Source organism: Sulfitobacter sp. SK025, from assembly GCF_003352105.1.
In the GTDB taxonomy this organism is placed as follows: Bacteria; Pseudomonadota; Alphaproteobacteria; order Rhodobacterales; family Rhodobacteraceae; genus Sulfitobacter; species Sulfitobacter pontiacus.
In genome coordinates this window covers 898158-912180 of record NZ_CP025808.1, presented here as the reverse complement: position 1 = coordinate 912180, position 14023 = coordinate 898158, and the positions used below count along the sequence as shown (strand labels likewise).

12 protein-coding genes are annotated in these 14023 nt (G+C 62.4%); 5 read left to right on the top strand and 7 right to left on the bottom strand.

Going from position 1 to position 14023, the window contains the following annotated elements:
* The first annotated feature begins 2 nt into the window (after positions 1-2).
* From C1J04_RS04360 to C1J04_RS04340, 5 genes are all read left to right on the top strand, one after another.
* Entirely contained in the window at positions 3-497 is a 495-nt protein-coding gene (locus C1J04_RS04360; RefSeq protein WP_009826120.1) for a prepilin peptidase, read from the top strand.
* Between the two features lie 61 nt (positions 498-558).
* Positions 559-1866 carry a hypothetical protein gene (locus C1J04_RS04355; protein WP_005851665.1) on the top strand — a complete coding sequence of 436 codons (1308 nt, stop codon included), beginning with the start codon at positions 559-561 and terminating at the stop codon, positions 1864-1866.
* 102 nt (positions 1867-1968) lie between these two features.
* Positions 1969-4413, top strand: coding sequence for a ligase-associated DNA damage response DEXH box helicase (locus tag C1J04_RS04350; RefSeq protein WP_009826118.1), 2445 nt, complete (start codon positions 1969-1971; stop codon positions 4411-4413).
* A 258-nt stretch (positions 4414-4671) separates the two neighbouring features.
* Positions 4672-5337, top strand: coding sequence for a ligase-associated DNA damage response endonuclease PdeM (gene pdeM, locus C1J04_RS04345; protein ID WP_009826117.1), 666 nt, complete (start codon positions 4672-4674; stop codon positions 5335-5337).
* A 41-nt stretch (positions 5338-5378) separates the two neighbouring features.
* Positions 5379-5807, top strand: a complete 429-nt coding sequence (locus tag C1J04_RS04340) for a PaaI family thioesterase (protein WP_009826116.1) — start codon at positions 5379-5381, stop codon at positions 5805-5807.
* Here C1J04_RS04340 and folD read toward each other — a convergent pair.
* From folD to pal, 7 genes are all read right to left on the bottom strand, one after another.
* Positions 5804-6706 (bottom strand): bifunctional methylenetetrahydrofolate dehydrogenase/methenyltetrahydrofolate cyclohydrolase FolD, encoded by a 903-nt coding sequence (gene folD, locus C1J04_RS04335; RefSeq protein ID WP_009826115.1) that lies wholly within the window; start codon positions 6704-6706, stop codon positions 5804-5806. The genes C1J04_RS04340 and folD overlap by 4 nt on opposite strands.
* Positions 6707-6800: 94 nt before the next feature.
* Entirely contained in the window at positions 6801-8477 is a 1677-nt protein-coding gene (locus tag C1J04_RS04330; RefSeq protein WP_009826114.1) for a formate--tetrahydrofolate ligase, read from the bottom strand.
* Between the two features lie 173 nt (positions 8478-8650).
* Positions 8651-9232, bottom strand: coding sequence for an MOSC domain-containing protein (locus tag C1J04_RS04325; RefSeq protein ID WP_009826113.1), 582 nt, complete (start codon positions 9230-9232; stop codon positions 8651-8653).
* 115 nt (positions 9233-9347) lie between these two features.
* Positions 9348-11264, bottom strand: coding sequence for an ATP-dependent zinc metalloprotease FtsH (ftsH, locus tag C1J04_RS04320; RefSeq protein WP_037954161.1), 1917 nt, complete (start codon positions 11262-11264; stop codon positions 9348-9350).
* A 78-nt stretch (positions 11265-11342) separates the two neighbouring features.
* Complete coding sequence (tilS, locus tag C1J04_RS04315) at positions 11343-12602, bottom strand: tRNA lysidine(34) synthetase TilS (protein WP_009826111.1); 1260 nt, start codon at positions 12600-12602, stop codon at positions 11343-11345.
* 4 nt (positions 12603-12606) lie between these two features.
* The gene (ybgF, locus tag C1J04_RS04310) at positions 12607-13458 is read right to left on the bottom strand and encodes a tol-pal system protein YbgF (RefSeq protein WP_005851655.1); all 852 of its coding nucleotides are present in this window, start codon (positions 13456-13458) and stop codon (positions 12607-12609) included.
* A gap of 28 nt (positions 13459-13486) precedes the next feature.
* Complete coding sequence (gene pal, locus C1J04_RS04305; RefSeq protein WP_005851654.1) at positions 13487-14011, bottom strand: peptidoglycan-associated lipoprotein Pal; 525 nt, start codon at positions 14009-14011, stop codon at positions 13487-13489.
* Positions 14012-14023: the final 12 nt, after the last annotated feature.

Sequence of the window (14023 nt, the reverse complement as noted above, 5' to 3'; positions counted from 1 at the left end):
GCGTGGAGATCACCAGCTACGCAGCGCTGTGGTTCCTGCCCTTCGCGCTGCCCCTTTGTGCCTATACGATCTACACCGATCTGGCCTTTATGCGGATCACCAATGTCACGGTGATCGCATTGGCCGCCGTGTTCGTGCTGATCGGCCCGATTGCCCTGCCCTTTGACAGCTACCTCTGGCACCTGCTGGCGATGGTGATAGCCCTTGTTGTGGGCATCTTCATGAACGCAGGCGGGCTGATGGGCGCGGGGGATGCGAAATTCATCGCCGCCGCCACGCCCTTTATCGCGCTCGGAGATGTGCGCTTCGTCATGGCGCTGTTCATGGCGACGCTGGTTGCCGCCTATATCATTCACCGCGCCGCCAAATATTCCCCCCTGCGCAAGCTTGCCCCGCAATGGGTCAGCTGGCACGAAGCCAAGAAATTCCCCATGGGCCTCGCCCTTGGCACTGTGCTTGCCGCATATTTAATGCTCGGTGCCTACTTCGGGGCCTGATTTCGCCATATTCAACCGCTACGCCTTGGGGCACGCTCGTGTCCCCATGAAAGAAGCCTTCATGAATATGCAAACCAGCGCCGTCATGGCTCCCCCTCCGCCGCGCACCATCCAAGAGATGAAGCTGCCCGTGGTGATGATGCGCGACATCATGATCAAGACAATGTTCCGCAAGAACGTCACCATGGTCAGCGAACTCGCAGCGGCGATCTGCCTGCCGCTTCAGGTCACGCAGGAACTGGTGGATCTGTCGCGCGAACAACGCCTTCTCGAAGCGACGGGCACGCTCAACGCGAATAACGGCAATGAAATGGGCTACCAGCTGACCGATCTGGGCAAGGCCCGCGCGCTGGATGCCTTGGCGCAATCGGAATACTTCGGCCCGATGCCCGTGCCGCTTGATGTCTACCGCGAACAGATCAAGCGCCAGTCCGTGCGCAATATGCAAATCACCCGCGCAAAGCTCGAAGCCGCCATGGGCCATCTGGTGCTCCCGTCCGAGCTGATCGGCAACCTTGGCCCAGCCGTGACGGCCGGTCGCTCCATCCTGATGTACGGCCCCCCCGGCAATGGTAAATCAAGCATCTCCAACGGCATTCGCGACGCGCTTGGCGACCGGATCTATGTCCCCCGTGCGATTGAATACGCCGGTCAGGTGATCACGGTCTATGACCCCATCGTGCACACCGCCATTTCCGAAGAAAAACAAGACCCGAAATCCCTGCGCCGCGTGACGCGCTTTGACACCCGCTATGTCAAATGCGAACGCCCCACAGTGATCACCGGGGGCGAACTGACGCTCGATATGCTTGATCTGGTCTACAACCCCACCGCACGGACCTATCAGGCCCCGCTGCAACTGAAATCCACCGGCGGCATCTTCATCGTCGACGACCTTGGCCGACAGGCAGAATCGCCACAGGCGCTGGTCAACCGCTGGATCGTGCCACTGGAAGAAAACAAGGACATCCTCGCCCTGCAATCCGGCGAGAAGTTCGAAGTTCCCTTCGACACGCTGGTGGTCTTCTCCACCAACTTCCACCCCAATGAGATCTTCGACCAGGCCGCCCTGCGCCGGATCTTCTTCAAGATCAAGATCGACGGACCCAATCAGGAAAACTTCCTCAAGATCTTTGCCATGGTCGCCAAGAAACGAAACATCAAACTGGACGAGGCGACGCTGATCCATTTGCTGAAAACAAAATACCCTACGATCAATAATGTGTTCGCCAACTATCAGCCGATCTTCCTGATCGACCAGATGATTTCCATCTGCGATTTCGAAGGTATCCCGCACCAGATGCGCCCTGATCTGATTGACCGAGCTTGGGCCAATATGTTCGTCGAGGATGAAACCATCGTAAGGTAGCACCGCGCTCGACACCGGCGCGGGCATCCGCTTCATTTTGCCAGATAAACTCCGGGGGTGCGGGGGCTGGCCCCCGCGTGCAAACAGCCTATCTTGCACCCCATGCAGACCCTGCCCCCCAAGTTCTCCGACTGGTTCGCCACCAAAGGCTGGTCCATCCACCCCCACCAGCAGGACATGCTGGACCGCGCCGACGCGCCCGCCCTGCTGTTGATCGCGCCGACCGGGGGGGGCAAGACGCTGTCTGGTTTTCTACCCACGCTGGTCGATCTGGCCGAGGGCGGCCACGACGGCATACACACGCTCTATATCTCGCCGCTCAAGGCGCTGGCCGCGGATATCAAGCGCAACCTCACCACCCCGGTGACCGAAATGAGCCTCCCCATCCGGATTGAGGACCGCACCGGCGACACCTCGCAAACGCGCAAACGCCGGCAACGCGCCGACCCGCCCCATATCCTGCTGACCACCCCCGAAAGCCTTGCGCTGTTGACCTCCTACGAGGATGCACCGCGCATGTTCAAAGGGCTCAAACGTGTCGTGATCGACGAGATCCACGCGCTGGCCGACAGCAAGCGGGGCGACCAGCTGATGCTGGCGCTGGCACGGCTGCAACGTCTGTGCCCGGGGCTGAAACGGGTGGGCCTGTCAGCCACCGTCGAAGATCCCGCCGCCATCGCGCATTTCATGGCACGTCACCCCGACCCCTGTCCGATCCTGCTGGCTGATCCCGGCCCGCCGCCCGACATCCGGATGCTGCGCACGGACGCGGCCCCGCCGTGGTCCGGCAATGGGGCGGCCTATGCGATTCCGGCGGTGCTCGACCAGATACGCCAGCATAAAACCACCTTGATCTTCCACAATACCCGCGCTCAGGCCGAGGTTTTCTTTCACAACCTCTGGCTTGCCAACGAAGACAGCCTGCCCATCGGTATCCACCACGGCTCTCTTGACCGTCAGCAACGCGAGCGGGTCGAAGCCGCGATGGTGCGCGGTGATCTGCGCGCGATTGTCTGTACCGGCAGCCTTGATCTGGGGATCGACTGGGGCGATGTCGATCTTGTGATCCAGATCGGTGCGCCGAAAAATGTCAAACGGCTGGTCCAGCGCATCGGGCGGGCCAACCATCGCTATAACGCGCCCTCCAAAGCGCTGCTGGTGCCTGCCAACCGGTTCGAGGTGGTCGAATGTGTCGCCGCCCTCGACGCCGTGTTGGCAGGCGATCTTGACGGCGACCCGCGCGGCCCCGGCCCTCGCGATGTGTTATGCCAGCATATCCTGATCACCGCCTGCGCCGGCCCCTTCGACGCCGACGCGCTCTATGCCGAGGTGACCTCTGCCGGGGCCTATGCCAGCCTCAGCCGCGCCGCTTTTGACGCCTGCCTCGATTTCTGTGCCACCGGCGGCTACGCCCTGCGCGCCTACGACAGATGGCAACGTCTGATGTGCACAAACGGCAAATGGCACCTGCGCGACCCTCGCAGCAGCCAGCGTATCCGCATGAACATCGGGACCATTCAGGACACGGACACGCTGAAGGTCCGCATGAAACGCAACCGCGGCGGTGCCCCTTTGGGCGAAATCGAGGAAGGTTTCGCCGCCTCGCTCAGCGCGGGCGACACCTTTCTGATCGGCGGCCAAATCGTCAAATACGAAGGGCTGCGGGAAATGACCGTAGAGGTCAGCCGCTCCGCCGCCAAGAAACCACGCGTCGCCACGTTCATGGGCACCAAATTCGCCACCTCGACCCAGCTCTCCGCCCGCGTGCAACGCATGTTCACCCAAGACAGCTGGCCCGAGTTGCCGCGCCACACGGCCGAATGGCTGACCCTGCAACGCGAGGTCAGCCAACTGCCGCAACCGGGCCGACTGCTGATCGAAAGCTTCCCCCATGAGGGCCGCGCCCAAACGGTCTTCTACGGCTTCGCCGGTCGCAACGCGCAGCAAACGCTCGGGCTGCTGCTGACAAAACGGATGGAGGAACTGGGCCTGAACCCCCTGGGCTTCGTCGCCACCGATTATGCCACGCTGATCTGGGGGCTGGATCCGGTCGACGACCCCGCCCCGCTCGTTGATGCCACGGCCCTGCATGACGGGTTGGACCATTGGCTGGCCGGCAATGCGGTGATGAAACGCACGTTCCGCGCCGCCGCCACCATCGCAGGGCTGATCGAACGGAACACCCCCCAAGCCCGTAAGTCTGGCCGGCAGGCGACCTTCAGCTCTGATATCCTGTATGACACCTTGCAGAAATACGAACCCGATCACCTCCTGCTCGATATCACCCGCGAAGAGGCCCTGCGCGGGCTGGTCGACTTTGGCCGGATCGAGGAAATGCTGCATCGTATCAAGGGCCGGATAGACCACCGTATCCTCGACCGTGTCAGCCCGCTGTCCGCACCGCTGTTTCTGGAAATGGGTCGCGTGCCGGTCAAGGGGCAGGCAGAAGAACGTCTGCTGGCCGAGGAATCCGCGCGGTTGATGGAAGCCTCCGGCCTCGCAAAGATCACGCCCGCGCCGGATAACATCCCCCTTAAACGGCGCTAGACGTGGCAATCGCTGCGCAGCTGAGTATTTTTGAAAGGGTGAATTAACCTTCGCTTAGGTATTTTGCCCCATGATCACCCCGCGGTACAGGCTGGAGAGCCGATGACCGTAAAGGGTGAAGACGCCCCCACGCCCCTCGGGATCAGGCGGGGGCGTCTTCCGCTTCACCCTTTTTCAAATACTCCTGCGCCCCGCCATAGGCGCGTCCATCGGCCAGCGCCCCTTGCGCCCGCGGGCAAACTTGGTGATGAACGCAGCATGAACATCGGGTATGAATTCGACTTTTGCGGCGCGCGGCTGACGGCGCTTGGCTCTGGTGCCTTGTGGTGGGCAGATCACGGGTTGCTCTGCGTGTCCGACCTGCATCTTGGCAAAGCCGAACGGATTGCGCGGCGCGGCGGCACGGCGCTTCCCCCTTACGAGACGATGGACACGTTGATCCGGCTTGCGGCGGCGCTTGACCGTGTGCCCGCGCGCGTCGTGATGTGTCTGGGCGACAGTTTCGACGATCTGCACGCGGCCCATGCCCTGCCCGAGCCGGCACGGCTAACGTTGGCGCGGCTGCAGGCGGGGCGGCAGTGGCTGTGGGTAGAGGGCAACCACGACCCCGGCCCCGTCGAACTGGGCGGGGAGCATCTGGCCGAGCTTGTGATCGGCCCCTTGCAGTTCCGGCATATCGCACAGGCAGGCACGCAGGCCGAGGTTTCGGGGCATTATCACCCCAAGGCACGGCTGCGGCTGCGCGGGCGGTCGGTGACGCGTCCGGCCTTCCTCTATGACGACCGACGGCTGATCATGCCCGCCTTTGGCACCTATACCGGCGGGTTGTACAGTGACGCGCCGGTGCTACAGGCATTGATGGGTCCGCAGGCCTGCGCCATACTTACCGGACCGCAGCCCACCGCGATCCCCATGCCGCGCTAAGCGCAGCCACGGGGCCGGCTATCCATGTTGAAAGAGCCCCTATGACCCCTCAAGAAATCGCCCGCATCCGCGACAGCTATGCCGCACAATCGATGATGCAGACCCTCGGCGCTGAACTCAGTGATGTGTCAAAGGGGCTCATCCGGATCGAGGCACCGATCCTGCCCGGCACGCGCCAGCAGCAGGGGTTTGGCCACGCGGGGCTGACGTTCTCTATCGGGGACAGCGCCGCGGGCTATGCCGCGCTGACGACACTGCCCTTAGATACCGAGGTCGTCACCGCAGAGATCAAGATCAACCTGCTGGCCCCCGCCCGCGGAGACCGGCTGATCGCGATTGGCAAGGTGGTGAAACCGGGCAAGCGGCTTTGTGTGGTCACGGCCGAGGTCTTTGCCCAAACCGGCGACCAGCAGGTGCTGATCGCCTTGCTTCAGGGCACGATGGTGCCGGTTCCGGCAACCGCCGCTTAGGCGGTCAGCCCTTCGGGTTCGGGCAGCTCATGGGCACGGCAGCAGGCCGTAACCGTATTGGCCAGCAGACAGGCGATCGTCATCGGGCCCACGCCCCCCGGCACCGGGGTGATCGCACCGGCCACCTTGGCGCAGCTGTCAAAATCCACATCCCCGACCAGACGGGTCTTGCCCTCACCCCGCTCTGGCGCGTCGAGACGGTTGATGCCCACGTCGATGATTGTGGCCCCCGGTTTGATCCAGTCGCCCGGCACCATCTCGGGGCGGCCCACGGCGGCGATCACGATATCAGCGCGGCGCACAACAGCGGCAAGGTCTTTGGTCCGCGAATGGGCGATGGTCACGGTGCAGCTGTCGTTGAGCAGAAGCTGGGCCATAGGTTTGCCCACGATATTGCTGCGCCCGATCACGACCGCATCCATCCCCGACAGGGTGCCATGGTGGTCGCGCAGCATCATCAGACAGCCAAGCGGCGTGCAGGGCACCATGGATTTCTGCCCGGTGCCCAACAGACCGACGTTCGAGATATGAAACCCGTCGACATCCTTGGCCGGATCAATCGCGCCGATCACAAGGTCTTCGTTCAGGTGATCGGGCAAGGGGAGCTGCACGAGGATACCGTGGATCGTATCATCCTTGTTCAGCGTGTCGATCAGGGCCAGAAGCTCCGCCTCTGATGTGGTGTCCGTCAGCCGGTGTTCGACCGATTTCATGCCCACTTCCTTGGTCATCTTGCCCTTGGATTTGACATAAACCTCGGAGGCAGGATCGGCCCCGACAAGCACCACAGCCAGCCCCGGCGTGATCCCGTGATCGTCCTTCAGCCGCGTGACATGCTGGGCGACCTGCCCCCGCACCTGTGCTGCAAATGCCTTGCCGTCAATGATCGTCGCTGTCATGGGGACCGTCCTTTGTCTGTTGTGGCGCTGCTATCACCTGCCACAGCAGGCGAAGGCGCGAAGGGGCGACCCTCCGCGCCCTGTTCATACGCGCTTAGAACAGACCTTCAACATCGCCGATGTCATTGAGACGAATATTTTCGGCAGAAGGCACCCGTGGCAGGCCCGGCATGGTCATAATCTCACCGCAGATGGCCACGACAAAGCCCGCGCCGGCAGACAGGCGCACCTCGCGCACGGGGATGGTAAAGCCGGTCGGCGCGCCGCGGGCTTCGGGATCGGTGGTAAAGCTGTATTGCGTTTTGGCCATACAGACCGGCAGATCGCCATATCCCTGCTCTTCCCAGTCTTTCAACTGGTTGAGGATTTTCTGGTCCATCACCGCCCCATCCGCGCGGTAGATTTTTGTGGCGATGGTGTTGATCTTATCGGCCAGCGGCATCGCGTCGGGGTAGAGCGTGGCGAAATTCGCCTGACCCTTCTCGATCGTCTCGACCACTTTCTCGGCAAGTTCGGCAGAGCCAGCGCTGCCCAATTCCCAGTGGCGGGACAGCACGGCCTCGGCCCCTTGCGAGGCGACATAGTCTTTGACCGCTTGCACCTCTGCGTCGGTGTCGGTGACGAAATGGTTGATCGCGACGACGACTGGCACGCCAAAGGATTTCAGGTTCTCGATGTGGCGGCCAAGGTTGGGGCAACCGGCCTGCACGGCGTCGACGTTTTCAGCGCCCAGATCGGCCTTGGCCACGCCGCCGTTCATCTTCATCGCGCGCACGGTGGCCACAACGACCACGCAGGCCGGTGTAAGCCCCGCCTTGCGGCATTTGATGTTCAGAAACTTCTCTGCCCCCAGATCCGCACCAAAGCCCGCTTCGGTCACGACGTAATCGGCCAGCTTCAGCGCGGTGGTGGTCGCGATGACAGAGTTGCAGCCATGCGCGATATTGGCGAAAGGCCCGCCGTGGACGAAAGCGGGGTTGTTTTCCAGCGTCTGTACAAGGTTCGGCTGCATCGCGTCTTTCAACAGCACGGTCATCGCACCATCCGCTTTGATATCGCGCGCATAGATCGGTTTCCGCTCGCGGGTATAGGCGACGATCATGTCGCCAAGGCGCTTTTGCAGGTCGTTCAGGTCTTTGGCCAAACACAAGATCGCCATGACTTCGGACGCGACGGTGATGTCGAACCCGGCCTCGCGGGGGAAACCGTTCGACACACCGCCCAAGGACGCCGTGATCTGGCGCAGGGCGCGGTCGTTCATGTCGACGACGCGCCGCCAGACGACACGGCGCAGGTCGATCTCCAGCGCGTTGCCCCAATAGATGTGGTTGTCGATCATCGCGCTGAGCAGGTTGTGCGCCGAGGTGATGGCGTGGAAGTCACCGGTAAAATGCAGGTTCATCTCTTCCATCGGGACGATTTGCGCATAGCCGCCCCCCGCGGCCCCGCCCTTCATGCCGAAGTTCGGGCCAAGAGACGCCTCGCGGATACAGACGGCGGCATTCTTGCCGATGCGGTTCAAACCATCGCCCAGACCAACGGTGGTGGTCGTCTTGCCCTCGCCCGCGGGGGTGGGGTTGATCGCGGTGACGAGGATCAGCTTGCCATCGGGACGGTCCTGCACCGAGTTGATGAACTTTTGCGACACCTTCGCCTTGTCATGGCCGTAGGGCAGCAGATCATCGCTGCTGATGCCCAGCTTTTGCCCGATCTCCTGAATGGGGCGTTTGCTGGCTTCGCGTGCGATTTGGATGTCGGATTTAAAGGTCATATGTCCTCCCTGATGCGCCGTCGGCGTTCTATGTTTCTTATGTCCTCAATACGCCTGTGAGGGCATGGGCAGAGGGGGCAATTCCGACATATCCGGCGCTTGATGCGGCGATCCGGCGGGTGTGCCGCTGATTTGAGCATGGCGGGTCGCTGTGACCCCGCGCCCCATTGGGTCTAGCCGTGCTGCCAGGCTGGCTGGTCGGGGATGAACAGGCGCAGCGTATCACCGACGCGCAACAGCCCCTCGCGTTCGATCCAGGCGGTCACGCCGCGACGGTTCTCGGCGGCGGATTTGAACTTGGGACCGTGGCCGGGGCTGTCTTGTTCGATCTCGCGACCGGGCAATACGCAGGGGCGGTTTTCGGTATCAATCGTGATCGTCGCACCCGAGGCAGCCTGAAGCCGCGCATTGGGCGGCACATGGGTGAAATCGGGGATGCCCTTGATCACCATCGACGTGCCAAGGTGCACGGGGTCCAGTGTCTCCAGCCCCATGTCGGCCGCGATCAGGGCCATTTCTTCAGCAGACAGGATCGACAGCTGGCGCACGTTCCGGATCTCGGTGCCCTTGGGATAGAGGTTCGTGACCCGCACACAGGACGCGCGGGTCAGCCCCGTGTGCACGTCATCCTCGAAACCGGCGTAGCTGGCGAAAGCTTCGCTCCGGGGTTCGGCGCGGATGCCCTTGGCAAGCTTGGGCACCACACCAAGCCATGTGATCGTTGCGGTAAAATCGGTTTCTTTCATCGTCGGCATGACCGGCATCCTTTCGCGCTGCGTTGTCCGTAACCTGCGCAAAGCCGCGACAAAAGAAAAGGCCCCGCGGGTGCAGGGCCTTTTCTTTCGTATTCTGGTGATCAATGCCTAGGCGTCAGACGCTTGGCTCTGGCTCCATCCCGCTTGGCGGAGGCGTCTTCTTGCCTTTGGCCTTGGGGATCGCGGTCAGGCTTGGTTTGTCCATGCCGCTGGTGTCGTCGCCGTCCGGGTCTTGTGGCGGTTTGCCTTCCATGACGCGCTTGATCTCCTCGCCGGTGAGCGTTTCGTACTCCAGCAGACCTTGGGCCAGACGTTCGAATTCTTCCTCGTGATCGGTGATGATTTTATAGGCGCGGTCGTAGCCTTCGTCGATGATGCGCTTCACTTCGGATTCGATCAGCTCTTTCGTGGCCGCAGAAACGCTGAACCCGCCCGCGCCGCCGTTGGCTTGGTAACCAGCCGCCGCTTCCGAATAGTCGATGTTCCCGACCTTGTCGGACATGCCCATGCGCATCACCATGCCACGTGCCAACTGGCTGGCCTGCATGATATCGCCCATCGGGCCCGACGATACGGTTTCAGCGCCATATTTGAAGATCTCAGCCGCTTTGCCCGCCATCGTCATGGCGATCTTTTGCTCGGCTTCGTCCTTGAACATTTGCAGTTTGTCCATTTCGGGCAGGCTCATCACCATACCCAAGGCACCGCCGCGCGGAATGATCGTGGCCTTATAGACAGGGTCACATTTCGGCAGCTTTATCCCGACGATGGCGTGACCGGCTTCGTGGTAGGCGGTCTTTTCCTTCTGGTCCTGCGTCAACACCATCGACCGGCGCTCGGCACCCATCATGATCTTGTCTTTCGCGGCCTCGAAATCCATCATCGCGACAAAGCGACGGCCCACGCGCGCGGCGGTCAGAGCGGCCTCGTTCACGAGGTTCGCCAGATCCGCACCCGAGAAACCGGGCGTACCGCGCGCGATAATGCGCAGGTCTACGTCAGGGCCAAGCGGTGTCTTGCGCGCATGCACACCAAGGATTTTCTCGCGGCCTTTGATATCGGGGTTGCCCACGGTGACCTGACGGTCAAAGCGGCCCGGACGCAGCAAGGCAGGGTCCAGCACGTCTTTGCGGTTGGTCGCGGCGATGATGATCACGCCTTCGTTCGCCTCAAAGCCGTCCATCTCGACCAGCAGCTGGTTCAACGTTTGCTCGCGCTCGTCGTTGCCGCCACCGTAGCCCGCGCCACGGGACCGGCCCACGGCGTCGATCTCATCGATGAACACGATGCAGGGCGCATTTTTCTTGGCCTGTTCGAACATGTCGCGCACACGACTGGCACCCACACCAACGAACATCTCGACGAAGTCGGAACCCGAGATGGTAAAGAACGGCACACCCGCTTCGCCGGCAATCGCCCGCGCCAGCAGGGTCTTACCGGTACCGGGAGGGCCCTCAAGCAGTGCGCCTTTGGGGATCTTGCCGCCCAAACGGCTGAACTTTTGCGGGTTGCGCAGGAATTCGACGATCTCTTCCAGCTCTTCCTTTGCCTCGTCGATGCCCGCCACGTCGTCAAACGTCACACGACCGTGTTTTTCGGTCAGCATCTTGGCCTTGGACTTGCCGAACCCCATCGCCCCGCCTTTGCCACCGCCCTGCATGCGGTTCATGAAATAGATCCACACTCCGATCAGCAGAAGGATGGGCAACAGCGACATCAGGAAGGTCTGGAAACCGGATTGCTGCTGGGGTTCAGCGCGCACAGGGATGTCCTTGGACATCAGCAGGCTGGTGACCTCGGCGTCTTCGGGCCGGATCGTGACATAGTCACTGCCATCGGCACGACGGAAACGAACCTGTTCACCATCAAGCGTGACGTTGCGCACGTCCCCTGCTTCGACAGCGGTCACAAATTCGGAATAGCTGATTTCACGGCTTTGCAGCCCGCCAGTCGAGCCGCTGAACAGATTGAACAGCGCCAAAACCAAAAGCATCAATACAACCCAAAAGGCGAGATTGCGCATATTACCCAAAGGAAAGTCTCCTACATCCGGGGGACGGCACCAAACACAGCGCCCAATGCGTGTAAGATAGACACGATCGGCGCATGTTCAATGCGTCATATGTGCGGCGAAAAAGGCATCTTCGCCGCGTTCGAGCACTGCTTGCCAGTTTTGCGACCGACCGACAAGGGGGGCAGCGACCAGTTCCGCGCCCTGCCACACCGCCGGAGAGGCCAGCAAGACGCCGCGCGGCACGCCCAAATCGCGCCAATCAGCAAAGCTGCGCAGCCCCTCAGCGCCCAAGGCACGGATCATGGTTTGCGTGTCGGGCGCGGGCGTATCGCCGCAAGGTTCCAGACGCCAGCGGCCGTCCCAGAGTGCATCCGCGGGCGCATCAACCGCCCGCACCGCCTGTAACTCTCTGTAAATCCACAGTTTATCGTGCTTCAAACGCAGCTCGCACCCCTGCACGGTCGCAGCACCAGCATCATCAAGCGCCGTCAGCACCTCTGCCACGGCGCTGCTGCGTGGGGCGTAGGTGGCCCCGTTGATCCAGGCGATCGTGTGGGTCAGCAAACGGCGGCGTGTCTCTGTCGGGAGATCACACAGCGCCTGCCAATCCATCGCCACGGCACCGCATTGAACGTGGGCATGGGCGCGCGCGGCGGCAAACATCTGCGCGTCAAGCGCGGTACGGGCGTCGGCAAGGTGGCGCGAGACATCGGCAAGTGCGGCAGAATCAACGCCCAGGTCGGTCAGCACCGCCAGCGCCTTGCGGATACGCACCCGCGCAAAGCTGTCATCCTCGTTGCTGGGGTCATCAACCCAAGTCACCCCGCGTTGCGTCAGATGCGCGCGTAGGTCGGCGCGGCGGGCGTTGAGCAAGGGCCTGTGCCAACGCATGCCGTGACGGTCGAAAATCGCAGGCATGGCGGATAGCCCGTCGACCCCTGCCCGGCGCCCCAAACGCATCACGAAAGTCTCTGCCAGATCGTCGGCGGTATGCCCGATGCAGACAGCGCCAATGCCCTGCCCCCGTGCCCAATCCGCCAACAACCGGTAACGCGCCTTGCGGGCCTCGTTTTGCAAATTGCCGCTGTGGTCCCAGCCCGTCCACATCAACGTGTCATGCGGAACGCCAAGCGCGCGACACTGGGCGGCGACCATCGCGGCTTCGCGAGCGGCCTCCGGGCGCAGGCCGTGATCGACGGTCGCTGCGCGCAGCGCGATCCCGCGGCTGCGGGCATAGTCGTTCAGAAGATGTAAAAGCGCGACAGAGTCGCCGCCCCCCGACACCGCCACACCCAATACGGGCGGCGGCGCGGGGTCAAAGCTGGCGGCGATGCTCTGCGCCAGCGGGTCGGTCATCGGATCACTGGCAGGCAAGCACGCTGCGTTCGGATTGGGCTTGCGCAACGAAGGGGCTTGTGGGGAAGCGCGATGCGACTTCGCCCAAGGTCACGCAGGCTTCTTGGGTTTGGCCCAAGGCCCCCAAAGAGCTGCCAAGCTGGTACAGTGCTTCTGCCGCGACAGGCCCCGCGGGATCGGCGCTAAAGCTTGCCAGATAGGCGCGTGCCGCTTCGCGGGTGTCCCCGAGACCGTCCAGCGCATCGCCGCGCCGCAGGTCGGCTTCGGGGCCTAGCGGTCCGCCCGGGTAGGTCTGATTGAAGGTCGCAAACTGGTCTGCGGCGCTGCGAAAGTCACCGTCAGCGAGCGCCGCCTTCGCCCGCTCGAAGTCTGTTTTTTCACCCACCGCAAGCTCTGCGGTATTGGTGGGGGTAGAGGTATTGGCCAACGGGTCCGCTGGTGCGGGCACGGGCGTGGCGGGTGCCATGGTCGCGGGCATCTCGCCCCCGCCAAGGGTAGAGGTCTGGCCGAGGCTGCCCACATCGCCGCCTTCAAGCTCCACGAGCCGGAATTCCAGATCACCGATCCGGTTGGTCCCGTCGGTGACCACGCGGTTGATCCGGTTTTCCAGCTCTTCGGTTTTAGAGGTCAGGCGCTGCAGTTCGCTTTCCATTGCATTGACACGCTCAAGCACCGACCCACCGGTCACGGCAACGCTCGCGCCGCCCGTGGTGGACAGTTCCCGGCGCAGCTTTTGCACCTCGACGTTCAGCACCGTCAGTTCCTGACGCACATCCGCCAAAGTCTGCGCATCCTGCGCCTGCGCTGCGACCGGCCCGAAGGCCAGTCCAAGCGCTACAATCAAAGCAAACCGCATATTAAAATCCTAACCTATCGTAGACGACTTAGCTGGTCAGACCGCCCGCAAGTACGGTCACGGCCCGACGGTTCTTGGCATAGCATGCCTCGCTCGAACAGACTTCGATCGGGCGTTCCTTGCCATAGCTTACAACGCGAAGACGGCTGGCGGCGATCCCGCGCGAGATCAAATATTCGCGCGCGGCATTGGCGCGGCGTGCGCCAAGCGCAAGGTTGTATTCCCGTGTGCCCTGCTCGTCCGCGTGACCTTCGATCACAGCTTGGTAATCGGTGTTGGTGTTCAACCAGGCTGCCTGACCGTCCAGCGTCGCTTGACCTTCGGGGGTCAGGTTGGATTGGTCCACCAGGAACAGCACGCGATCCCCAACGGCTTGCTGGAAATATGCCGTAGAAGCCGGGTCGTTCGCGCTGCCGGGGATAATGCCCCCGTTCAGGCCTGCGCCATTCGCGGCACCGTTATTCATGCCGTCCGCGCCAAAGCGGTCAGGGTTGGTACAAGCCGATACGGCCAGGGCTGCGATCAATAGAGTTGCGGTGAGAATGCGGTTCATGGACTGTGCCTT